The organism is Aeromonas rivuli, from assembly GCF_020149575.1.
GTDB classification, from domain to species: domain Bacteria; phylum Pseudomonadota; class Gammaproteobacteria; order Enterobacterales; family Aeromonadaceae; genus Aeromonas; species Aeromonas rivuli.
This window is the reverse complement of the sequence record NZ_CP079742.1, coordinates 53,384-75,657: the sequence shown is the minus strand read 5'-3', so window position 1 is coordinate 75,657 and position 22,274 is coordinate 53,384. Positions and strand designations below refer to the sequence as shown.

Sequence of the window (22,274 nt, the reverse complement as noted above, 5' to 3'; positions counted from 1 at the left end):
GCTCTTCATGGAGCGCCTCCCGAACCCGGGGCAGAGCCTGCTAGCCGATGACCTGGTTGTGCTCCAGGCGAGCCTGACCGTGGCAGGAGGCGAGCCGGGCCAGCAGATGATCGATCTGCTCCCCCGGTTGATGCTGCACCAATCCGATGCTGACGGTGACGGGTCGCTCCGGCAGCAGGCTGGCATCGGCAATTTCGAGCCGCAACCGCTCGGCGATCTCCAGGGCATCCAGCCGCTCGATGCCCGGCAGCATCAGGATGAAGGTATCGTCATCCCAGCGGGCAAAGGGGTCATCCTTGCGCAGTTCGTGACGCACGATACGCGCCAGTCTGGCCAGCATGGTGTCGCAATCGGCTTCGCCAAACAGCTGCAATATCTTGGCTCTGTGATCCACGGTGAGTTGCAGCAGGCAGAAGGCGCTCTCTTGGCCGAGCCGTTCGTTGAGCCTCTGTTCGAAATAACCGCGGCTCTCGAGCCCGGTCAGGGGATCCGTGCCCTGTTGCTCCGCCACCGGGGAGTGGGAGTGGCGGCAACGACGCACCACCCCAAGCAGCGAGCCGTCCGGCTGGCGCTGGGCTCGCTCATCGAGGCGAATATAGTGACCATCATGGTGCAGGATGCGATAGTCCAGACGCAGCGAGTCCCGACCATGCAGACAGGCGGCGAAGGCTTCGAGCACCCGCGCCATGTCATCCGGGTGTATCCGTGCCAGCCAGCTCATCTCATCCAGATTGTCTTGGGTGAGGCCGAGCAACGCCAGGCAGGAGGGATCCCGCGCCATGGTCTGCGGCTGCGACCAGCGCCAGACGCCGGCATCCATCAGTTGCATGGCATCCGCCATCAGGGAACTATCCAGTCGGGTCACTGTGTCCGCTAGCGGAGCCTTCAGTACATCCATCAAACGCCTCTAAACCGTGAAACTTGTCGTGAACCCCAATAAGTAGCATCGGGGCAAGGGATCGGCAATCCGCATCAGGGAGTTTGTGATGAAAAAAACGCGTCAGCTCGGAAGGGCAAGCGACCCTCAGCCGGGACCGCACCGCAAGCCTCATCGAGGCTAGCCCCGATAACCCTGCATCAGGGTCTGCCAGTTCTCCGGCACGAAGTGGAAGCTGGTATGCAGCTGGGCTTCTTTATTGAAAGAGCGCAGCAATCGTTCCAGATTGGCCTGCTGCCAGCTGCCTGGCGCACGGATGGCCCCCTTGTCAAAATCGATCACCCACACCTTGTCCGCCTTGTCGAGCAGCAGATTGTGGCTGTTCAGATCCGCGTGATAGACACCGGCATCGTGCAGCTGGCGTATCGTCTGACCCACCCGCAACCAGATGTCGGCAGCGACAGAACCCCGCTTGAGCAGGGCCACCAGATCCTTGGCACCACGAATACGCTCGATCAGGATGTCGGCCCGGTAGAAGGGGCCCTGCTTGACCATGCGTGCCCCGAACGGCCTGGGCACCGGCAACCCTTGACGGCTCAGGGTCTCCAGCAGGCTGAACTCGACCATGGCACGGCTCGATTCCACCCCCTCGAACCAGAAGCGATCCCGCACCACCCGGCCCACCATGCCGCCGCGATAGTAGTGGCGCAGCACCAGATGGCAGGACTCCTCCTTCACGAACCAGGTCACCCCCCGGCCGATGGCCGAGCCCACCACCTTGCCCTGGTTCTGCCACCAGAGGGGATCGAATAGCCTGGGCGAAGGATGGTTGAAGAGGTCATCGGCAAACCAGCACACCTGGTTCTTGTCGGTTTGAATTTGCATCTGGTGGGTTCCGGGCAGTCATTGGCCGCAATTTTACAATCCATGATGGAGTTTGCATAATGCCATTCATCGATTTCCCATCTATTGCGCCACATCATGCTGCCGTTCCAAACGCCACCCTCTTCAATCTGTATATTGCGGCTCTCCGCCATTGGTGATTGCTGCCACGCACTGGCGCTGGTGCGGGTCATTCAGCGGGAGTGGCCGGACACCCGCATCACCTGGGTCATCGGCAAGCTGGAGGCGGGGCTCTTTGCCGACTTGCCCGGTGTCGAGGTGATCCCCTTCGACAAGGGTCAGGGCTGGCGTGGCTACCGCGCCCTCTGGCAGCAGCTGCAAGGCCGAAAATTCGATGCTCTGCTGCATCTGCAGGCCGCCCTGCGCGCCAGCATCGCCACCCTCGGCATCCGCGCCGACGTCAAACTGGGTTTCGATCGGGAGCGTGCCAACGATGGTCAATGGCTGTTTACCAATCACAAGGTGCCCTCGCCAGCCTCCCCTCATGTGCTGGACGGCTTCCTCGCCTTCGCCCGCGAGCTGGGCATCAAGGATCTGACCCCGGACTGGCAGCTACCCATAGCCCCTGAACATCAGGCCTGGGCCAAGGCGCAGATTGCCGGGCAACCGACCCTGCTCATCTGTGCCGCCGCCAGCAAACCGTTCAAGAACTGGACCGCGGCTGGCTATGCCGCCCTGGCGGATCATGCCCACCGCCAGGGCATGCGAGTGCTGCTGTGCGGCGGGCCGGCCAAGCTGGAGCGAGATCTCGCGGCTGAGATACGGCGCCTGAGCCAGAGCAAGCCGATCGACCTGGTCGGCCAGACCAGCCTCAAGCAGTTGCTGGCATTGATCAAGGAAGCGAGCCTGGTACTGGCCCCCGATACCGGCCCCACCCACATGGCGACCCTGGTCGGCACCCCCGTCATCGGCCTCTATGCCCATCACAATCCGGCCCGTACCGGCCCCTATCTGTGCCACGACTATGTGGTCAGCGTCTATCAGGAGCTGATCGAGCAGGAGACCGGCAAACCGCTGAGCGAGCTGAGCTGGCGCACCCGGCTCAAAGACCCGGACGCCATGGCCAAGCTGCCGGTCGAGCGAGTGATCGCCCGCTTCGACCAGTGGTGGCAAGCGGGGGAGGAAGCGGGCAATCCATCGAAAATCCCGAGCAGTCAGCGAGAGATAACCTGATAGTCTCCCGAGTATTTCCTCGCCAGAATAGCCGCTGCGTAGAGGCAACTCTCGCAGCAAGCTACGAATCCTTTGATCGGCTGGAATATGATTCCGGCCGTTTTTTTATCTGCGGTCATCTGCTACCATCTGCCGCCTTTACATCCCCCTGCTGCTGAATTTTCTGTGTGTTGTGCTTGGCTGTCGCCCCGAGGGGCAGGAGACGGCGCTCTCTGCTACAACCAAAACACGGTAAACGTTGAAAGGTACTGACATGGCGCAACAAGGCACCCTCTACATCATCTCCTCCCCAAGCGGAGCGGGTAAGTCCAGTCTGATCAATGCCCTGCTCAAGCAGCCTGAGGCCGCTGGCCGTATGCAGCTCTCCGTCTCCCACACCACCCGCGCCATGCGTCCGGGGGAAGAGAACGGGGTCCACTACCATTTCGTACCGGTCGAAGAGTTCAAGGCACTGATCGCCCGTGGCGACTTCCTGGAGTGGGCCGAGGTGTTCGGCAACTACTATGGCACCTCCAGGGCGGCCATCGAGGCCTGCCTGGCCCGGGGTATCGATGTCTTCCTCGATATCGACTGGCAGGGCGCCCGCCAGATCCGCGAGCAGATGGAGACGCAATCCATCTTCATATTGCCGCCGAGCCGTCCCGAGCTGGAGCGCCGCCTGATCGGTCGCGGGCAGGACAGCGAAGAGGTGATCCGTGGCCGCATGGAGAAAGCCATTGCCGAAATGGTGCACTACGATGAGTATGACTATGTCATCATCAACGAAGAGTTTGAGCTGGCGCTGGGTCAACTCAAGGCCATCATCGAGAGCCAAAGGTTGAAGATGTGCCGTCAACGGCAGGCGCAGCAAAACTTGCTGCAACAGCTACTGGCGGAATAAGCTAAAACCAAGTACACTTTTGCGTCATTTTTAAACACCGTCTTTTAAACACTAAAAGTCTAAACACTGGAGTCTGCATGGCACGCGTTACTGTAGAAGATGCTGTAAAACAGGTAGGTAACCGTTTTGACCTGGTACTGGTCGCCGCGCGCCGCGCCCGTCAGATCGCGGTTCAAGGTAAAGACCCCCTGGTTGACGAAGAGAACGACAAACCGACCGTGATCGCCCTGCGCGAGATCGAGCTGGGTCTGGTGAACAACCAAGTGATGGACACTCAGGACCGTTACGAGCAGCAAGAGCAGGAAGCTGCCGAGCTGGCTGCCGTCGCTGCCATCGCCGAAGGCCGCGGTTAAGTCCTCCGAGTCGGCACCCGCCCGGGTGCCGACTGTTCTTCCCCCCATTTACAACCGCTCGAAAACCTCGCAAACTCAGGGCTATACCCTCAATATCACGGATTGCTGAATTACCGCAGCGGGGCATGTCTTGTATCTATTTGAAAATCTTAAAGAAGTAGCCAGTTCTTATCTGCCATCCGAGCAGGTTGAGAAACTCAAGCAAGCCTATGTGGTAGCCCGTGACGCTCACCAGGGTCAGATGCGATCCAGTGGTGAACCCTATATCACCCACCCGGTGGCGGTTGCCCGCATTCTGGGCGACATGCGTCTGGACCACGAGACTCTGATGGCGGCCGTGTTGCACGATGTCATCGAGGATACCCCGGTCACCAAGGCCGAGCTGGCGGAGTTGTTCGGTGATGCCGTGGCCGAGCTGGTTGCCGGTGTCTCCAAGCTCGACAAGCTGAAGTTTCGCGATCGCAAGGAAGCCCAGGTCGAAAACTTCCGCAAGATGATGATGGCCATGACCCAGGACATCAGAGTCATCCTGATCAAGCTGGCCGATCGCACCCACAACATGCGCACCCTCGGCTCCCTGCGCCCGGACAAGCGCCGCCGCATCGCCCGCGAGACCCTGGAAATCTTCGCCCCCATCGCCAACCGGCTCGGTATCCATACCATGAAGAACGAGCTGGAAGAGCTCGGCTTCGAGGCGCTCTACCCCATGCGCTCCCGGGTATTGCGCGAATCCGTGCGTCGCGCCCGTGGCAATCGCCGGGAGATCATCGACTCTATCCAGAGTGAAATTCAGGGGCGACTGCAGGAGTCCGGCATCGAGGCGCAGATCAGCGGCCGCGAGAAGAACATGTTCTCCATCTACAACAAGATGGAGAAAAAAGAGCTGCAATTTCATGAGGTAATGGATATCTATGCCTTTCGCGTCAAGGTGAAGGACATAGACACCTGTTACCGGGTGCTCGGGCAGATGCACAACCTCTACAAGCCCCGCCCCGGCCGCTTCAAAGATTACATCGCCATCCCCAAGACCAACGGCTATCAGTCGCTGCACACCTCCCTGGTCGGGCCCCACGGGGTGCCGGTCGAGGTGCAGATCCGTACCGAATACATGGATCAGATGGCCGACAAGGGGGTTGCCGCTCACTGGGCCTACAAACAGGATGGCGACAGCTCGGGCACCACGGCCCAGATCCGCGCCCAGCGCTGGATGCAGAGCCTGCTCGAACTGCAACAGAGCGCCGGCAGTTCGTTCGAGTTTATCGAGGGGGTCAAAACCGATCTCTTCCCGGACGAGATCTACGTGTTCACCCCTGAAGGCCGCATCATGGAGTTGCCCACCGGGGCGACGCCGGTCGATTTTGCCTATACGGTCCACACCGACATTGGCCATGCCTGCGTCGGTGCCAGGGTCGACCGCCACCCCTACCCCCTGAGCAGCCAGCTTCAGTCGGGTCAGACAGTGGAGATCATCACGGCCCCCGGCGCTCGCCCCAATGCCGCCTGGCTCAACTTCGTGGTGACCACCAAGGCCCGCTCCAAGATCCGCCAGTTCCTCAAGAACCTGCGTACCGAAGAGTCAGTGGTGCTCGGCCGCCGCCTGCTCAACCATGCCCTGGGTGCCAAGAATATCGAGGACATTTCGGAATCCCGCATCAAGCAGGTGCTGACCGATACCAAGCATGAGAACCTGCAAGGGCTGCTGGCCGATATCGGCCTGGGCAACGCCATGAGTGTCATGGTCGCCCGCCGCATGCAGGATGAGGGGCTGTCCCAGGGTGATCAGCCCAAGAACAGCAGCAAGAAGATGCCGATCAGGGGTGCCGATGGCATGCTGGTCACCTTCGCCAACTGTTGCCGCCCCATTCCCGGCGATGCCATCATCGCCCACATCAGCCCGGGCAAGGGGCTGGTCATCCACCAGGAGTCCTGTCGCAACATCAAGGGTTACAGTCGCGAGCCGGACAAGTACCTGCCGGTACAGTGGGAAGTGGATACCGAGCAGGAACAAGAGTTCAAGACAGGTATTCACATCGAGATCGTCAACCATCAGGGCGCCCTGGCCGAGCTGGCCAACGTGATCGCCGCCACCGGCGCCAATATTCACGCCATCAGCACCGAAGAGAAAGATGGTCGCGTCTACCTGGTAACCCTGCTGATCACCACCAAGGGCCGCATCCATCTTGCCAACATCATGCGCAAGATCCGGGTCATGCCCAATGTGCTCAGGGTCGGTCGACAGAAGAACTGATACCACAGGCGGCGCAAGCCGCCTGATGCTTTCAGGGCGACGCACCGCCTCGGCTCACTGAGCTGGCGCCCGGGTCGACCCTTCGCCCGTGCCAGATGACGACACAGGCACCACAGACTTGATAGAGACAGCCATGACCCCCGAACGTTATCAACGCATCTCCGACATGCTGGCCATGCGCCAGCTCGACCTGACCGTCTGCCTCGAAGAGGTCCACAAGCCGCACAATCTGGCCGCCATAGTGCGCACCGCCGATGCCGTGGGCATCCACAGGGTGCATGCGGTCTGGCCGAAGAACAGCATCCACAAGCGCAAGGGCACGGCCCGCGGCAGCCAGAACTGGGTCGATATCTCTCTCCATAACGACATCCAGGGCGCCATCACCGATCTCAAGGCCGCCGGCATGCAGATCCTGGCCACCCATCTGGGGGAGCAGTCGGTGGATTTTCGCCAGATTGATTACACCAAACCCACCGCCATCTTGCTCGGCCAGGAGAAGTTCGGCATCACTCCGGAGGCGTTGGCCCTGGCCGATCACCATATTGTCATCCCCATGGTCGGCATGGTGCAGTCCCTCAATGTCTCGGTCGCCGCCGCCGCCATCTTGTATGAGGCCCAGCGCCAACGTGAGCTGGCCGGCTGCTATCAACGTGGCTGCCCCCTCGACGCCGAGGAGCAGAATGCCATCTTGTTCGAGGGGGGCTATCCCATCTATGCCCAACTCTGCAAAGAGAAAGATATGCCCTACCCGCCGCTGGGTTCCCAAGGCGAGATCCTGGCCGATGACGCCTGGTGGCAACGCATGCAGCTGACCCGCAAGGGCTGGGCTGCGCAACAAGATGACCCCCTGGATATGGAGTGTCCATCCGATGAAATTTAGCTGCCTGCCCCTGCTGGCCCTGACCCTGCTATCCGCCGGAGCCTTAGCCGTGAACAATCCCTATCAGCTGACCACAGAAGCCGAGCTGCCTGCCCTCTATGAAGAGACGCTACCCGCATTCTGGCGCGACCACGCCCGCGAGGGGGAGTTTCAGGGCAAGGCCGGGATCCCCATCCGCTACGCCGTGCTGCGCAATCCAGACAGCGATCGCGCCATCATGATCGTCAACGGCCGGGTAGAGACCTACCTCAAGTATCAGGAGCTGGCCCGGGATCTGTGGCGTCAGGGCTATAGCCTCTACCTCATCGATCACCGTGGCCAGGGGCTCTCCGGCCGCCTGCTGGCAGACAAGGAGAAGGGGTATGTGGTCGACTTCGAAGACTATGTCGCCGATCTCAAGCAGTTCCACGATCACGTCGTCATGGCCGACAAGCCCGCCAAGCTGTTCCTGCTGGCCCACTCCATGGGTGGCGCCATCTCGGCTCGCTATCTGGAACGCTGGCCGGATGACATAAAGGCGGCCGCGCTCTCTTCACCCATGATGGGTATCAACCTGGGGGGGTTGCCCCACTGGCTCGCCAAGGGAGTCGCCGCCACCATAGGCACCGTCGGGGGCTGGTTCGGGGAGCCGCCTTATGGCCCAGGCCAGGGGGGATATCAGGATCAGGGCTTCGCGGATAACGAGCTGACCCACAGCCAGGCACGCTATGCCGCGTTCCGTCAGCAATATGAGCAGACCCCTCAGGTCAAGCTGGGCGGCGCCACCGCCCACTGGATCCATCAGGGCATGATGGGTGGCGAGCGCGCCATCCAGGAGGCCGGTAAGATCAAGACGCCGCTGCTGCTGTTGCAAGCGGGGGCCGACAGCGTGGTCGACAACCAGGCCCAACTCGATTTCTGCCAGCGCGCCCCCTGCGAAGGAGGCAAACCCCTGCGGATCGAGGGTGCCTGGCATGAGCTATTTATCGAAAGCGATGACAAACGCCTGCCCGCCCTCACCGCCATTCTCGATTTCTTTGGCCGCTATTGAACCCGGGCATGCCGCCATCTGCGTGGCGGCATGCTTCACAAAACACTCAAAAGCTGCTTATTTTTTGTAACCCTAAATAAATGGGGCCAGTGGGATGGCTGGGGTAAACTGCCCCGGCATTCACGTGAAACCGAGGTAACGATGTTCAAGGTAGTTGTATCCGATCTCGACGGTACCCTGCTCAACCAGCAGCACCAGATCTCTCCCCGCACCCGCGACACTCTGCACCGTCTGGTGGCCCAGGGCATCAAGTTCGTGGTCGCCACAGGCCGTCATCACGTGGATGTTCGCTCCATTCGCGACGCCTTGGGGCTGGACATCTATCTCATCACCTCCAATGGCGCCATGGTACATGACAAGCAGGATCGGCTGGTGTTCAACCAGTCCCTGCCAAGCGACGTTGCCGCCGAGCTGATCGCCCTGCCCCGGGATCCCAGCATTCATCTCAACGTCTACCAGGGGGATGAGTGGCTGGTGGAAGAGGAGCTGCCCTGGCTGCTCAACTTCCACGATGAGTCCGGTTTCAGCTATCGACTGACCGATCTCCAGAGCTGTTCGAAGGAGCAGATCAGCAAGGTGTTCTACATCGGCGAACACGAGAAGCTGCTGAGCATAGAGGCCGAACTCAATGCCCGGTATGGTGACCGCCTCAATGTCACCTTCTCCCTGCCGGATTGCCTCGAGGTGATGCACGCCGGGGTCCACAAGGGCAATGCCGTACAGGCCGTACTGGCCCAGCATGGGCTGGATATGTCCCAGGCGGTGGCCTTTGGCGATGGCATGAACGACTTCGAGATGCTGGACATGGTTGGGCGCGGTGTGGTGATGGAAAATGCCCATGACCGCCTCAAGCTGGCGCTGCCCGAGCACGCACGCACCCTCAGCTCCGATGAGGATGGGGTGGCCATCTATCTGGAGCAGCTGTTCTCGCTGCCCGCCTGAACCACCCAGTCATAAAAAACGCCCCCGCTCAGTCGGGGGCGTTTTTTTAATCGGATCTCAGCCAGTGGCTAGCGCTTGAACCTGTGCTCACAGGCCTTGCAGAAGAACTCCTCGGAGAGACGCCGATCCAGGGCACGGCCCACTAGCCAGCCAACGGTTCCGGCGCCCAGGCCGCCGAGCAGACCACCGCAGATGGCCCCCAGCAGAGCCCCAATGGGGGTGCCAAGACTCCCCAAAGTTCCTCCCCATATGGCTCCCGACTTGGCGAGGGTCGCCGCCCCCGCATAGCCGCCCGCGGCCCCCATCCCCAGCGAGCAGGCTCGCCCCACCCGCTCATCCAGCACCTTGTCGACCCCCTCGCGCAAACACCTTGGACATCTCATAGCCATCCCCTCGCAGACTCAGCTCCCTGATTATTGGTCAGAAATACCTCAAGGGCTCCCGCAATGGACAAATACCGAATTTGGGCCCTCACTAACCCAAATTCCGCCATCCTGGGCCGCGATCCGTGACCCCTGTCGAGATCAAAAATTCGCCAGCTCCGATAATGTGGCCCTCCTCCCTCACCACGGCAACGCCCCCATGACCCTTCTGAACAAGCTCTCGTTTACCACCAAGTTACGGGTACCCATCCTGATGGTGTTGCTCATCATGTCCGCCGTGATGGCGGTGGCCTACCGCAGCTTCAGTGAACAGCAGCGGATCAACCGGACGGTAACCGAACAGATATTGCCGGTTCAGAACGCCCTGGAGGATGCCTACCGGGATCTCTACCAGATAGTGGCGGCGGGCCAGGGGTTGATCGTCGGTGGTCTCACCGAGCGCAACCTCGCCTTTCAGCATCAGGAGTTCATCGACAACAGCAGCAAGGCCAGAGCCCGGCTAGCCGACGTACAAGGCCTGATCGCGAGCGGCCTGCTCGGGGTGGAGCATCAGGCCAGCCTGGATCTGATGCTGGCAGAGTTCGATCGCTGGTTGCCGCACTATGGCACCGTCTTTGCCCATCCCCAGTCCGCCAGCAACTATCTGGCAACCCATTTCGATGAGGCCGAGCGGCAATTTTCCTCCATCCGCAAGCAGCTCAATCTGCTCAAGGAGGCGGTGACGCTGAGCAGAGAGACCTTGATGGCGCAGAGCCAGGCGTCCAGCCAGCATGCCCAGCAGCTGATGAGCCTGGGCACCCTGGCCGCCGTCCTGTTTGCCATAGGGCTGACCTGGTGCCTGACCCGGTTGATGCTGCAGCCACTGCGCAATATGCAGCAGGCCCTGGCCAACATCGCCGATGGCGAGGGGGACCTGACCCAGCGGCTGAGCATCCACAGTCGGGATGAGATAGGCGCCCTGGGCACCGCCTTCAACCGCTTCATCAGCCGGGTGCATCAGATAGTCGGTGATGTCAGCCAGACCGTCGTCACCGTCCAGTCCGCCTCGACTCAGCTCCATGAGCTGATGACCAAGATGGTCGACAACGGTCTGAGCCAGCAACAGCAAAGTGACCAGATAGCGGCCGCAGTGGAGGAGCAGAGTGCCACCAGCGGTCAGATGATGGCCCATGCCAGTCAGACCGCGAGCGCCTCGAGCGAGGCTGCCCAACAGGTCCAGAGCGCCAGCGAGGATCTGCATCTGACGGTGACGGCCCTGGAGGCGCTGGTCCTGGATATTCAGGCATCGGAGCAGGGTGTCACCCGGTTGGAGCAGGATGTGGTGCACATCTCGACCGTGCTGGCGGTGATCCGTGGCATCGCCGAGCAGACCAACCTGCTGGCGCTCAACGCCGCCATCGAGGCCGCTCGCGCCGGGGAACAGGGGCGGGGTTTCGCCGTGGTGGCCGACGAGGTACGCAACCTGGCCAGCAAGACCCAGCACAGCACCGGGGAGATACAGCAGATGATAGAGCGATTGCAGCAGGGCAGTCAGCTGGCGGTGCAGCGGATGGGCGCCAGCAGCAAACAGAGCCACCAGGTGGTGGCTCAGGCCCATCAGACCCGTGCCAACCTCGGCCAGATGAGCCAGGCCATCGTCATCATCAACCAGATGAACGATCAGATCAGGGTCGCGGCTCATGAGCAGAGCGAGGTCAGTGGCGAGATAAACCAGAACCTGCAAGCCGTCGCCAGCAATGGCCGCGCCATGTTGACGGGCCTGGAGCAGGTACGCCTGACCTGCGCCCAATTAGGAGAGCAGAGCCAGCAGCTGGCGATCACCATTCGCCAGTTCAGGCTCTGATGGCTCAGTCTGATGACTCAGTCTGATGGCTCTGATGGCCCTGATGGCTCTGATGGCTCTGATGGCCCTTATGGCCCTGATGGCTCTGATGGCTCTGATGGCTCTGATGGCTCAGGGTGAGCCTGATCAGCTCTGTGGCTTGAACAACTCCTTGTCCAGATTATGTTTTTTCATGCGCAGGTAGAGTTTTTTACGGGGGATACCAAGGTAGTTGGCGGCCTCGGCCACCCGGCCGGAGAAGAGGAAGAGCGTGTCCTCTATGATGCGCTTTTCGTACTCTTCGACCAGGTCGTCGAGGGGCTCCCGGGCATTGGCAGCCGGTATGGCTCGCTCAACCCCGGCCAGCTTGATGATGCCCACGGCATAGAGCTCGGCCACGTTGCGCAGCTCCCGGATATTGCCGGGCCACTGGTGGCGCTTGAGGGTCTCGAGATAGGGTCTGTCCACCTGGGGCAGGGGCCGGCCTATCCGCTTGCAGCCCTGACGCAGGAAGGTGCGAAACAGGGGAATGATGTCACAGCTGCGCTCGGCCAGGCGAGGCAGCTTGATCCTAACCTGAGAGAGATAGTAATAGAGCTCGGGCATCAGCAGATGCCGCTCCACCAGCCGCTCCGGGGCCTCATCAAACAAGGCGATGGTGCGCTGCGCCTTGTTGCCATTGCGCTCCTGCTCCAGCAGATAACTCCCCAGCCAACGCTGGCTCTCCGGGCTGAGCCGGGCGGGAGCCTGCAAGACCAGCGTCCCTTTGGCACAGAGGGTCAGGCTCGCCCTGATCTCGGCCAGTTCGGGGGAGGTGGCGCCATCATGGACATGCAGGGGACCCTCCTTGCGATCGCTGATGCTGTGCAGCAAGGTGGCCAGAGTATGGCGTCCGCAGCCAGGCTCCCCCTCCAGCATCAGATCCTTGTCGGTCTGGGCCAACTGGTTGAGCTGCTGGCGGATGGCCACTATCTGCGGACTGGTGCCGATCAGTTGATGATCGACCGCCGTCTGGATCTCGCTGCGATGGGACAGTATGTTGCGCCTCTGTTCGAGCGCCCTGGCCAGCAGCGCCAGCAGCGCCTCCGGGTTCAGGGGCTTCTCCAGAAAATCGAAGGCACCCTGCTTGACCGCCTTGACCGCCAGCGGTATGTCGCCATGGCCCGTGATCAGGATCACCGGGATCTCGGCATCGATCCGTTGCAGCTCGGCCAGCAGATCCAGGCCATTCATCGCCGGCATATAGATGTCTGAGATCACCACTCCGGGCCAGTGCGCGTCCAGCAGGGCCAACCCCTCCTCCGGACTGGTGGTCGCCTTCGGCTGATAGCCGGACAGGGTGAGCAGATGGCAATAAGAGTCCAGCACATCTTCATCGTCATCCACCAGGAGCACATCGGGGATACGACTGCGGGTTAACAACATGGGCAATACTCCGTCATGCATGGCCGTCGGCGCCCGTGGACACATCGACCTTATCGGCAACAAATTCCAGCACCACCATGGCGCCCCTGGACAGGGCAGAGCCCAACCAGACTTGACCATGGCAACGTTCCAGCAAGGAGCGGCAGATGGTCAGCCCCAATCCCAGCCCCACCGCTTTGCTGGTGGTGAAGGGGGTGAACAGCTTGGGCAACATGGCCTCGTCGAAGCCGGGACCACTGTCGCAGATCGCAATGCCCAGCCGCCCGCCCCCCAATTCGATCGCAAACAGGTTGATCTCCCGTCGCTCCCGGCCAGCGATGGCATCCAGCGCATTCACCAACAGATTGACCAGTACCTGCTCCACCAGACCCGGGTCGGCCTGGATCCAGAGATCGGCGGGCAGCTCATTGGACAAACGACAGCCATCACGCTTGGCCCTGTTCTCCACCAGCAGCAAGGATTGCTCTGCCAGTTCATGCAAGTCTAGGCGGCACAAAGCACTGGTTGTTGGCGACTTGCGGGCAAAATTGCGCAGCGCCGTGATGATGCGGCCCATGCGCTGGGCCAGCCGCTCTATCTTGTCCAGCTCTTCGCCCAGCCCCTGACCCTCCTTGGCCGCCAGCTTCACCCGACTGGTATAGAGGTAGGTCATCATGGCGGACAGGGGTTGATTGAGTTCGTGGGCCAGGCTGGTCATGGCCTGACCCACCACCGCCATCTTGGCGGCCTGGATCAGTTCATCCTGGGTTTGCAGCAAATGGCGCTGCGCCTGCTCCCGCTGGGTCACCTCCTCGGCCAGCCGCTGGTTATTCTCGGTCAGCGCCAGGGTGCGCTCCGCCACCAGCCGCCCCAACTCACGGGCCGTCAGCTCCTGGCGGGTCACATCCGTGATGGTGATGATGAACTTTGGCCTCCTGGCCTGTTCGAAGCGGCGGAAATTGAAATGGAGAAAGCGCAGCTCTCCCGCCAGCTCGGCCGAGAGGGTGCACTCACTGCTGCCGGTCTGCAGCAAGGGCTGATCGGGCTGGAATTGTGCCGCCAGTTGGGCACCCGCCTCCCCGGGGAACACTTGCCAGAGCGGCTGATCCGGCTCGATGGCTGTCTGCTGAAACAGGGCCAACGCACTGGGGTTGACCGACTCTATGGTGCCATCCGGGTAGCAGGTAATCAGACTGGCCTGGGTATTGTTGATGAGATTGAGGGCATTGGTTCTCTCCATCTGCTGCAACTGCTCGCAGAAGCTGCGCAGGCTCTCCCCCAGCCGCCCTATCTCATCACGCCCCACCGTCTTGATGGGCTGATCCAGTTGGCCGGCCGCCACCCCGGCCAGATCCTGACTGAGGATATCGAGACGCTGGATCAGCCGCCGTCCGATCAATACCACCAGTACGAAGCCACTGATCAGCACCGAGGTACCCAGTACCACCAGGATCACCCGCTTGCCGGTTGCCACCTGACGGCTGCTGTCCTGCGCCAGGGTACGCAGGGCGTGGTTGGCATCGGTGACCAGCAGGCTCACCCTGGCATGGTAGCGGGAGACGGAGCGATCGAGCAGGGGACCTAATGCGATGAGCTGTTGCTGGGTGCGCACATCCTCCCCTAGCAGCCGTTGCAGCTGGCCGCCGGGTTTGACCAGGGTCACTATCTCTTTGAGGATCTGACGATAACTCACCGTCGAGGGGTAATCGGCGAGACGGGCCGTCAGGGTGTCTATCTCTGCAATCTTGTAGCCGATAAACAGGAAGGCGCTCTCCAGATCCTGTTGATAGCGTTGGCTGATCACCTCCTCCACCAGGCTCTGCAGCTCATTCTCCTTGAAGGTGAGATCCTGCAGGGTAGAGAACTCCTTGATGATCTCCCCCAGGGTGCCCTGTTGCTTCTTGTCCTCGACCATCGCCGTCAGGTGCCACTCCACCTCTTGCAGCAGAGGGGCCACCTCATCCACCAGATCCTGATGCAGCCAGGCGCTGCGTTTTTGTATCTGTGCCAATGTGGCCTGATGATCCAGCTGCTGACGCAGGTAGCCCGCATGACGCTCTACCTGCCCCCCCAACTCGGCGAAGGTCTGACGTTGGCTCGGGGTTTCCTTGTGGTCAGGGGAACTGGCGAGGGAGGCCTGGCGCATCTCCTGCAAGGTCGTCGATACCTGACGGGAGAGGCGCTGATAGTCACCCAGATCCCCCGTGTCCCTGAGCTGGGCCAGCTGCAACAGCAGGCGCGAGCTGGCGCGCTCCAACTGGTAGGCCCCGTCGATAGCCGGCAGGTTCTCCTCGACGATCATCCCGACCTGGCGACCGAGCCTGTCCCACATCACATAAGCGGTAACCCCCATGCCAAGGGTCAGTATCGTGATGGCGATGAAGGCCAGGGTGAGCCGCCGTCCCAGGGTGCTGGGCCAGCGCAGCCACCAGCCTCTCCCCCTCATGGCTGCGCCGCCTGTTCGACCAGCGCCATGGCCGCATTCAGGTTGTCCTGGGTGAGTTGACGCCATTGATGCAGCATGCGCTCCGCCTGCGGGCTCGCCTTGTCCCCTTCGTAGAAATCGTCAAACAGCGCCAACAGTGCCGGATCCTGCGCCTGCTGTTCGGTAAGCGGCGGTGTGCTGGCCCGCACTCTGGCCTGCGCGATCAGGGCGGCCCTTCTGCCGCTCCCGTTCCCATCGGCTTCGTCGATGCCTCGCCAGGTCAGCCGCAAGCTGGGCAGTTGCTGGGTGATGGTCTGCTCGAACAGCACTTTTAGCAGACTGGCACGGCGATAGAGCAACTCCTTGTCGAGCACGAAGTCCGTCTGCTGCGCCAGTTGCGGTTCGGTGAGTGTCACCTTCGCCATCTCGGAAGTACCGACCACGGCCTGTCCCTCGGCGGAGAGCAGGAAGTCGATGAACTGACCCGCCAACGCCGACTGTTGGCTGCCCTGCATCACCGCCAGGTAGGTCGGTAGTATCGCGCCCTGACGCAGGGGGGTGAAACCTATGTAGTCGAAGTGTGCCTGACTGGTGCGGGCATAGCTCTCTATGACCAGCCCCGCCCCTGCCAGGCCACGGCTGATGCCATCACTGACCCCGAAGCTGCGCGCCGTGATAGCGGAGAGATTACCGCCGATCTGCATCAGGATGGCCCAGCCCTGCTGCCAGCCATATTGCTGCAAGATGCTCTCCACCATCATGTGGGTCGTGCCGGACTGGGAGGGAGAACTCATCATCACATGCCCCATGAACACCGGATCCGCCAGACTCTGCCAGTCGTGCGGCACCGGCAGCCGGTATTTCTCGAGATAGCGCCTGTTATACATGATGCCGATCCCGGAATAGCCGACCACGGCCACCTTGCCGTCCAGGCCGAGAATATGCGGACTCAACCAGGCGGGAGGCTGGGTGTGCACGGGCAAGCGGGCGAGCAGGCCCGCCTTGTCCAGAGAGTGGAAGAAGGTGGGGGAGGAGGAGAGCACCATGTCGACAGGGGCGCCATCCCACTGGCTCAGCAGCCGCTGGGCCGAGAGGGTGCGTCGGTAGATAACCTCAATCTTGACCTCGGGATGACGCTGGGTAAATCCCTCCACCATGGCCTGAGTCGGGCTCTCCGAGAAAGAGGTCAGCACGGTCAGCGCTGCCGCCTGAACCCCAGCGCTGCACAGCCAGCAGGCGATAGTGAGTATGAACAACGGTCGGCAAGGGCTCTGCATAAGGGGGGACGCATCCTGTGGTGAACGGATTTTGTGCGACAGCTCAAAGATCCGGAACATGGTGAAATATTCGTGGTCGGTGGCATGAGCCACTCCTGACCCATTCCCCCCCATTCATCCCTCTCATTTTCGGTGATCCCCCCAGATCGAACCAGCCGGAAGATGTCATTTATGACTCATCAAATCAGTCAGTTGAGTCATCTCTGACCCAAATTCTCGGCTTTGCTGACCCCTGTTATCCCTACCTACTATGCCAAGGACGGCAGAGCAACTTTGCACTATGGCAGAACATCTCTGCACTTTAGTACCCAATTATTCACGGAGAGTACCATGTTCAACTTCTTCAAGACGCGAGCCGACCTTCCGGTCATGGACGCCTCGCCGGACAAGATAAGATCCATCTATCGCAAGTATCAGTGGCAGGTATTCCTGGGCCTGGTACTGGGCTACGCCATGTTTTATGTGGTTCGCATGAGCCTTAACGTGGTCAAGAAACCGTTGCTGGATGCCGGGATCGTCACCCTGGATGAACTGGGTGTCATCGGTTCGGCCTTCCTGTTCACCTACGCGGTCGGCAAGTTCTCCAATGGCTTCCTGTCGGATTACGCCAACATAGGCCGCTTCATGTCGGTCGCCCTGGGCGCCTCCGCCGTCTGTACCATCTTCATGGGCATGAACACGGCCACCTTCTTCCTGGTGCTGATGTGGGGCCTGAACGGCTGGTTCCAGTCCATCGGCTCGGCGCCCTCCTGCGTCTCCATCTTCCAGTGGTTCTCCCCCAAGCAGCGTGGATCCGTCTACTCCATCTGGGGCGGCTCCCGCAATATAGGTGAAGGCATCTCCTGGATACTGACCGCGACCGTCGTCAGCTACTTCGGCTGGCAAGCGGGCTTCATCGGGGCCGGTATTGCCTCCGGGATCGCCGCCATCTTCATGTTCCTGGCCCTGAAGGACCGCCCGCAGACTTATGCCCTGCCCGAGCCTGCCGTCGCCTTCGGTGAAGAGCCGGAGATCGCCAAGAAAGTCGAGCCGGCCGAGATCCGCCGCGCCCAGATGTTCATCCTCAAGCAGCCGACCGTCTGGCTCATCGCCGCCGCCTGTGCCTTCATGTACATGTCCCGCTACGCCATGAGCTCCTGGGCCGTGCTCTATCTGCAAGAGCAGAAGGGATACAGCCTGATCGATGCCGGCTTTGCCATGTCCGCCTACCCCATCGCCGGTTTCGTCGGCGCCATCCTGGCCGGGATCATCTCCGACAAGGTATTCAACTCCAACCGCCACATCCCGACCCTGCTGTACGGCTTGGCCAACATCGCCGGTATGTGCCTGATGTTCTGGGGCCCCCAGAGCCGCATGATGGACGCCGTCGCCCTCTCCCTGATCGGTTACTCCATCGGTGGTCTGGTGGTGTTCCTGGCCGGTCTGACCGCCTGTGACCTGATGCCCAAGACCGCCGTCGGCGCCGTGAAAGGCTTCATCGGCCTCTGCTCCTACATCGCCGCCTCCGGCCAGGAGCTGGTCTCCGCCGCCCTCATCAAGACCAGCGTGGTCGACGGGGTCACTCACTACGACTTCAGCAGTGCCCAGTACTTCTGGCTTGGTGCTTCGGTCATCTCCATGTTGCTCGCCCTGACGGTGTGGAAAGCCAAAAAAGTCGTCAACTACTGACCATCACGCAAATGAACCCAATAAAAAGGTGGTCTCTTGACCACCTTTTTTATGTCACGCCCCCAGACAGAGAGTCCACCCCATGCGTAAAACCAAGATTATCGCTACCCTAGGCCCGGCCAGCTCCTCCAGGGAGATGGTGGAAAAATTGATCCTGGCGGGAGCCAATGTGTTTCGACTCAACTTCTCCCATGGCTCCAGTGAACAGCATCAGCAACTCGCCCGGCGGATCCGCGAGGTTGCGACCCGGCTCGGGGTGCACATCGGCATACTGGCCGATCTGCAAGGCCCCAAGATCCGGATCGCCAGCTTCGCAGAGGGCAGCATACGACTGCTGCCGGGGGATGGTTTCATTCTGGATGCCAGTTTGGATCCCACGCAGGGCAACCAGGAGCGCGTCGGCCTCGATTACCCCGAACTGGTCAATGAGGTCAGGGTCGACAACATGTTGTTGCTCGACGATGGCCGCCTGCAGTTCAAGGTGGAGCACATTGCAAAGAACCGGGTCTACACCCGAGTATTGATCGGGGGCGTCTTGTCCAATCGCAAGGGGATCAACGTGCTGGGGGGCGGCCTGAGCGCACCGGCCCTGACTGAGAAAGACAAGCTGGACATCGTGACGGCGCACCAGTTGGGCGCCGACTTCGTCGCCGTCTCCTTCCCGCGCAGTGCGGCAGACTTGCAGGAGGCGCGGCAATTGATCCGGGCCACCGGCAGCAGGGCCGCCATCGTTGCCAAGGTGGAGCGGGCCGAGGTGGTCGCCTCCGTCGAGGCCATGGATGACGTCATCCGCGCCGCCGACATCATCATGGTGGCCAGAGGGGATCTGGGCGTCGAGATAGGCGACGCCAGACTGCCCGGCGTCCAGAAGAGACTAATCCAGCGCTGTCGCCTGCTTGGTCGCCCGGTGATCACGGCGACCCAGATGATGGAGTCCATGATAACCAACCCCATGCCAACCCGGGCCGAGGTGCTGGATGTCGCCAATGCGGTCATGGACGGTACCGACGCCGTGATGCTTTCGGCGGAATCTGCCGCAGGCAGTTATCCTGGTGAAGCCGTTGAGGCCATGGCCCGCATCGCCCTCGGTGCAGAGCAAGAGGCGCTATTCGGGCAGCCACTCTGGCAGAAGATCGGCTCACAGGAGCAACCCGGCCACGGCATGGCGCTGGCTGCCATGATCTCCGCCTTCGGACAGAACAAGGGGTGCGGTATTGCCGTGCTGACTCGCCAGGGCGCTGCCGTCATCGCCCTCTCCCGCACCCATCTCGACAACCCGCTCTGGGCCCTCTCCAGCGATAGGCCCTTGCTCAATCAGATGGCCATACTGCGTGGCGTGCGCCCCATCTACTTCGAACAGACGCAGACAGATAGTCGCCATGACCACTTGATCGCCACCTTGCGCCAGGCCAACCAGCTGACCGGGCTCGACTCTCTGTTGATCAGCCAACTTGATGCCTTGGAGGGATATGGTCATGAGGATGTCTGTCGCCTAGTGCCCCTGAGCACTGATCCTGTGGCGTTTGCCTGCTGATGGCGAGGCCTGGCTCTGAACAGAGAGGGCCGAATCGCAGGATCCGGAATGCAAAAAACCCCGCCTAAGCGGGGTTTTTCTAAAGATGGTCGGTGATAAAGGATTCGAACCTTTGACCCTCTGGTCCCAAACCAGATGCGCTACCGGGCTGCGCTAATCACCGAGAAATTTTGTACTGCCACACAAAAAATGACTTTGTCATCCTTTGCTTACAGTCAGCATGGTGCGAAGAGAGGGACTCGAACCCTCACACCCTAAGGCACTAACACCTGAAGCTAGCGCGTCTACCAATTCCGCCACCTTCGCATACCGAACTAACTGTCACTCTACAGCTTAAATGGGGTGGCTGATGGGGCTCGAACCCACGACAACCGGAATCACAATCCGGGACTCTACCAACTGAGCTACAGCCACCACAGCTGTTTTGTTCCACAACACGCCCGCTAATCAGCGCACGTTTGATGGTGCGCCCGACAGGATTCGAACCTGTGACCTCTGCCTCCGGAGGGCAGCGCTCTATCCAGCTGAGCTACGGGCGCCACGCTGTCGAACGGGGCGGATTATTCATTACCTGAGCCTGCTTGTCTACTCTTTTTTTATTTCATTGATTCAAGTGCTGTTTTTTCAATCACTTGGCAGCATTTGTAACAACTAATCAGCCATTAGGCCTGATTTGGCACCAGGATCCCCTGTTTCTACTGCTTCTACCTCCTTGACTTGCCCTCACATGCCCCTAAAATGAATGAACGTTCATTCAGTGGCATCCCAAGGACCATGAACAAGAAAGAGCGCATCTTCGATGCCGCACACGATATTCTCGCCGAGCAGGGCTTCCATGGGCTCTCCATTGCCATGGTCGCCAAGCAAGCGAAGGTAGCAACTGGAACTATTTATCGTTATTTTAGCGACAAGGAAGATTTGATCCGCCAGCTTTATCGGCACACCATCATGGGGTGCCGTGAGCAGATACTGAATGACGTGAATATAGAAGAGACATCTTTCGAGCAATACCGACAGTTGTGGCTCAATATTCATCACATTTTTACGTCCGACCCGAATGCCATCATCTGCAAACTGCAGTATGAGTGCTCGCCTTTGGCCTCGGAACTGGAACGCGACCCCGTCATCATGGCGCTATGGGAACCATTAGATCGGTTTTTTGAGCGAGGTCGTATAACAGGACTGTTTATCGATTTACCGCTGAGGGTGCTGCAATCCCTCAGCCTGGACAGTGTTGCCCTCTTGCTACAACAATGCAGGGGGCATAAGTTGACCCTGACCGATACACAGCAGGAAGCCGTGATACGCGCCAGTTGGCAAGCCATATTACAACCCTAAAACTTCTCTATCAGGAATCTGTTCATGAAAAAGTGGATGGCCATCATGTTGCTGATCGCGCTGGCCCTGTTTGGCAGTGTTATCGGCTTCAATATGTTCAAGCAGAAGAAGATCGCCGAGTTCATGGCCAACAGGCCAGAGCCCGAATTCCCTGTCACCTCCATGGTTATCAAGCCCCAGGACTGGGTCCCGACCATAGAGGCAATTGGCTTCGTCGAACCAAACCAGGGGGTCACGCTGTCGACCGAACTGGCGGGTACCATAGACAAGATCGCCTTCGAATCAGGCATGGCCGTCACCGCCGATCGACTGCTGATCAGCCTGGATTCGGGTGTTGAGAGAGCCAACCTGCGCTCCTCCACCGCCAGACTGCCTGCCGCCCGAGCCAAGTTCGAGCGCTACAAGAACCTCTATACGAAGAACTCCATCTCCCGTGACCAGCTCGATGATGCCGAGGCCAGCTATCGCTCCCTGGAGGCCGATATTGAGAGTCTGAAGGCGACCATAGCCCGCCGGGAAGTACGCGCGCCTTTCGCGGGTGTCGTCGGTCTGCGTAATGTCTTCCTCGGCCAGTACATGGAACCGGGTACCGAGATAGTGCGTCTGGAAGATATCAGCGTGATGCGTCTGCGCTTTACCGTGCCCCAGACCGATATCTCCAAGATATCCCTGGGCCAGACCATCAAGATCAGCGTGGATGCTTACCCGCAAACCGAGTTCAGCGGCAAGATCAGCGCCATCGAGCCGGCGGTCAACTATCAGAGCGGCCTGATCCAGGTCCAGGCGGACATCCCGAACAATGGCGGTAAACTGCGCTCCGGCATGTTTGCCCGCGCCAGCATTGTGCTGCCCACCATCAAAGACCAGGTCGTGCTGCCCCAAAATGCCATCACCTTCACCCTCTATGGCCAGAACGTCTACGTCATCCAGGAGAAGGACGGCGTCAAACGTGTCACCCAACATGTGGTCAAGGTTGGCGAGCGCCGCGGCAATGACGCCCATATCCTGAGCGGCATCAAGGCCGGTGATGAAGTGGTGCTGTCTGGACAGGTGCGATTGAGTAACGACACCAAGGTCAAAGTTGAGAAAAACGATGCCCTGGCCGTCCCGGCACAAGCACCGATGCTGTAAGCGCGG

General features: G+C 60.5%; 18 protein-coding genes and 4 tRNA genes. 12 read left to right on the top strand and 10 right to left on the bottom strand.

Going from position 1 to position 22,274, the window contains the following annotated elements:
- Positions 1–40: 40 nt before the first annotated feature.
- Together KYK33_RS00325 and KYK33_RS00320 are read right to left on the bottom strand one after the other, a co-directional pair.
- Positions 41–898 (bottom strand): GGDEF domain-containing protein, encoded by an 858-nt coding sequence (locus KYK33_RS00325; protein WP_224431677.1) that lies wholly within the window; start codon positions 896–898, stop codon positions 41–43.
- Between the two features lie 159 nt (positions 899–1,057).
- Complete coding sequence (locus tag KYK33_RS00320) at positions 1,058–1,762, bottom strand: 3-deoxy-D-manno-octulosonic acid kinase (protein WP_224431676.1); 705 nt, start codon at positions 1,760–1,762, stop codon at positions 1,058–1,060.
- Positions 1,763–1,846: 84 nt separating this feature from the next.
- On the opposite strand from KYK33_RS00320, the gene KYK33_RS00315 reads away from it, so the two are divergent.
- The 7 genes from KYK33_RS00315 (at position 1,847) to KYK33_RS00285 (ending at position 9,286) form a co-directional block, all read left to right on the top strand.
- Complete coding sequence (locus KYK33_RS00315) at positions 1,847–2,953, top strand: glycosyltransferase family 9 protein (protein WP_224431675.1); 1,107 nt, start codon at positions 1,847–1,849, stop codon at positions 2,951–2,953.
- Positions 2,954–3,206: 253 nt separating this feature from the next.
- Complete coding sequence (gmk, locus tag KYK33_RS00310; protein WP_042041213.1) at positions 3,207–3,833, top strand: guanylate kinase; 627 nt, start codon at positions 3,207–3,209, stop codon at positions 3,831–3,833.
- A gap of 77 nt (positions 3,834–3,910) precedes the next feature.
- Entirely contained in the window at positions 3,911–4,186 is a 276-nt protein-coding gene (rpoZ, locus tag KYK33_RS00305; protein WP_005307060.1) for a DNA-directed RNA polymerase subunit omega, read from the top strand.
- 130 nt (positions 4,187–4,316) lie between these two features.
- Complete coding sequence (gene spoT / locus KYK33_RS00300) at positions 4,317–6,434, top strand: bifunctional GTP diphosphokinase/guanosine-3',5'-bis pyrophosphate 3'-pyrophosphohydrolase (RefSeq protein ID WP_042041214.1); 2,118 nt, start codon at positions 4,317–4,319, stop codon at positions 6,432–6,434.
- A 133-nt stretch (positions 6,435–6,567) separates the two neighbouring features.
- Complete coding sequence (gene trmH / locus KYK33_RS00295) at positions 6,568–7,314, top strand: tRNA (guanosine(18)-2'-O)-methyltransferase TrmH (protein ID WP_224431674.1); 747 nt, start codon at positions 6,568–6,570, stop codon at positions 7,312–7,314.
- On the top strand, positions 7,304–8,344 hold the full coding sequence (locus KYK33_RS00290; protein ID WP_224431673.1) for an alpha/beta fold hydrolase: 1,041 nt from the start codon (positions 7,304–7,306) through the stop codon (positions 8,342–8,344). Before trmH ends, KYK33_RS00290 begins: the two co-directional genes overlap by 11 nt.
- Before the next feature lie 141 nt (positions 8,345–8,485).
- Complete coding sequence (locus tag KYK33_RS00285; protein WP_042041217.1) at positions 8,486–9,286, top strand: Cof-type HAD-IIB family hydrolase; 801 nt, start codon at positions 8,486–8,488, stop codon at positions 9,284–9,286.
- Between the two features lie 68 nt (positions 9,287–9,354).
- On the opposite strand, the gene KYK33_RS00280 is transcribed toward KYK33_RS00285, so the two are convergent.
- Positions 9,355–9,669: a hypothetical protein gene (locus tag KYK33_RS00280; RefSeq protein WP_224431672.1), complete on the bottom strand. Its 315-nt coding sequence runs from the start codon at positions 9,667–9,669 to the stop codon at positions 9,355–9,357.
- A gap of 199 nt (positions 9,670–9,868) precedes the next feature.
- Here KYK33_RS00280 and KYK33_RS00275 point away from each other — a divergent pair, with 199 nt between their 5' ends.
- Positions 9,869–11,512 carry a methyl-accepting chemotaxis protein gene (locus tag KYK33_RS00275; protein ID WP_224431671.1) on the top strand — a complete coding sequence of 548 codons (1,644 nt, stop codon included), beginning with the start codon at positions 9,869–9,871 and terminating at the stop codon, positions 11,510–11,512.
- A 126-nt stretch (positions 11,513–11,638) separates the two neighbouring features.
- Here KYK33_RS00275 and KYK33_RS00270 read toward each other — a convergent pair whose 3' ends face one another.
- Genes KYK33_RS00270 through KYK33_RS00260 form a run of 3 tightly spaced genes read right to left on the bottom strand, consistent with a single transcriptional unit; the run spans position 11,639 to position 16,576 of the window.
- Entirely contained in the window at positions 11,639–12,916 is a 1,278-nt protein-coding gene (locus KYK33_RS00270) for a sigma-54-dependent transcriptional regulator (protein WP_224431670.1), read from the bottom strand.
- Positions 12,917–12,929: 13 nt separating this feature from the next.
- The gene (locus KYK33_RS00265; protein WP_224431669.1) at positions 12,930–15,341 is read right to left on the bottom strand and encodes an ATP-binding protein; all 2,412 of its coding nucleotides are present in this window, start codon (positions 15,339–15,341) and stop codon (positions 12,930–12,932) included.
- Positions 15,338–16,576, bottom strand: coding sequence for an ABC transporter substrate-binding protein (locus KYK33_RS00260; protein ID WP_224431668.1), 1,239 nt, complete (start codon positions 16,574–16,576; stop codon positions 15,338–15,340). The genes KYK33_RS00265 and KYK33_RS00260 overlap by 4 nt, the downstream gene beginning before the upstream one ends.
- A 351-nt stretch (positions 16,577–16,927) precedes the next feature.
- Between KYK33_RS00260 and KYK33_RS00255 the strand changes: the two genes are divergently transcribed.
- A complete protein-coding gene (locus KYK33_RS00255) occupies positions 16,928–18,265 on the top strand; it encodes an MFS transporter (RefSeq protein ID WP_224431667.1) in 1,338 nt (445 codons plus the stop codon).
- Between the two features lie 82 nt (positions 18,266–18,347).
- On the top strand, positions 18,348–19,799 hold the full coding sequence (pyk, locus tag KYK33_RS00250) for a pyruvate kinase (protein ID WP_224431666.1): 1,452 nt from the start codon (positions 18,348–18,350) through the stop codon (positions 19,797–19,799).
- An 86-nt stretch (positions 19,800–19,885) separates the two neighbouring features.
- On the opposite strand, the gene KYK33_RS00245 is transcribed toward pyk, so the two are convergent.
- The 4 genes from KYK33_RS00245 to KYK33_RS00230 form a co-directional block, all read right to left on the bottom strand.
- Positions 19,886–19,962 (bottom strand) — tRNA-Pro (locus KYK33_RS00245).
- A 58-nt stretch (positions 19,963–20,020) separates the two neighbouring features.
- Positions 20,021–20,105 (bottom strand) — tRNA-Leu (locus KYK33_RS00240).
- A 32-nt stretch (positions 20,106–20,137) separates the two neighbouring features.
- A tRNA-His gene (locus KYK33_RS00235) sits at positions 20,138–20,213 on the bottom strand.
- Between the two features lie 48 nt (positions 20,214–20,261).
- Positions 20,262–20,338, bottom strand: a tRNA-Arg gene (locus KYK33_RS00230).
- Between the two features lie 235 nt (positions 20,339–20,573).
- Here KYK33_RS00230 and KYK33_RS00225 point away from each other — a divergent pair.
- Positions 20,574–21,137, top strand: coding sequence for a TetR/AcrR family transcriptional regulator (locus tag KYK33_RS00225; RefSeq protein ID WP_042043935.1), 564 nt, complete (start codon positions 20,574–20,576; stop codon positions 21,135–21,137).
- A 24-nt stretch (positions 21,138–21,161) separates the two neighbouring features.
- A complete protein-coding gene (locus KYK33_RS00220; protein ID WP_042043937.1) occupies positions 21,162–22,268 on the top strand; it encodes an efflux RND transporter periplasmic adaptor subunit in 1,107 nt (368 codons plus the stop codon).
- Positions 22,269–22,274: the final 6 nt, after the last annotated feature.

Coding starts and splice junctions, on each gene's coding strand:
- KYK33_RS00325 (WP_224431677.1), bottom strand. CDS start 898: ATGGATGTACTGAAGGCTCCGCTAGCGGACACAGTGACCCGACTGGAT.
- KYK33_RS00320 (WP_224431676.1), bottom strand. CDS start 1,762: ATGCAAATTCAAACCGACAAGAACCAGGTGTGCTGGTTTGCCGATGAC.
- gmk (WP_042041213.1), top strand. CDS start 3,207: ATGGCGCAACAAGGCACCCTCTACATCATCTCCTCCCCAAGCGGAGCG.
- rpoZ (WP_005307060.1), top strand. CDS start 3,911: ATGGCACGCGTTACTGTAGAAGATGCTGTAAAACAGGTAGGTAACCGT.
- trmH (WP_224431674.1), top strand. CDS start 6,568: ATGACCCCCGAACGTTATCAACGCATCTCCGACATGCTGGCCATGCGC.
- KYK33_RS00290 (WP_224431673.1), top strand. CDS start 7,304: ATGAAATTTAGCTGCCTGCCCCTGCTGGCCCTGACCCTGCTATCCGCC.
- KYK33_RS00285 (WP_042041217.1), top strand. CDS start 8,486: ATGTTCAAGGTAGTTGTATCCGATCTCGACGGTACCCTGCTCAACCAG.
- KYK33_RS00280 (WP_224431672.1), bottom strand. CDS start 9,669: ATGAGATGTCCAAGGTGTTTGCGCGAGGGGGTCGACAAGGTGCTGGAT.
- KYK33_RS00275 (WP_224431671.1), top strand. CDS start 9,869: ATGACCCTTCTGAACAAGCTCTCGTTTACCACCAAGTTACGGGTACCC.
- KYK33_RS00270 (WP_224431670.1), bottom strand. CDS start 12,916: ATGTTGTTAACCCGCAGTCGTATCCCCGATGTGCTCCTGGTGGATGAC.
- KYK33_RS00265 (WP_224431669.1), bottom strand. CDS start 15,341: ATGAGGGGGAGAGGCTGGTGGCTGCGCTGGCCCAGCACCCTGGGACGG.
- KYK33_RS00255 (WP_224431667.1), top strand. CDS start 16,928: ATGTTCAACTTCTTCAAGACGCGAGCCGACCTTCCGGTCATGGACGCC.
- pyk (WP_224431666.1), top strand. CDS start 18,348: ATGCGTAAAACCAAGATTATCGCTACCCTAGGCCCGGCCAGCTCCTCC.
- KYK33_RS00225 (WP_042043935.1), top strand. CDS start 20,574: ATGAACAAGAAAGAGCGCATCTTCGATGCCGCACACGATATTCTCGCC.
- KYK33_RS00220 (WP_042043937.1), top strand. CDS start 21,162: ATGAAAAAGTGGATGGCCATCATGTTGCTGATCGCGCTGGCCCTGTTT.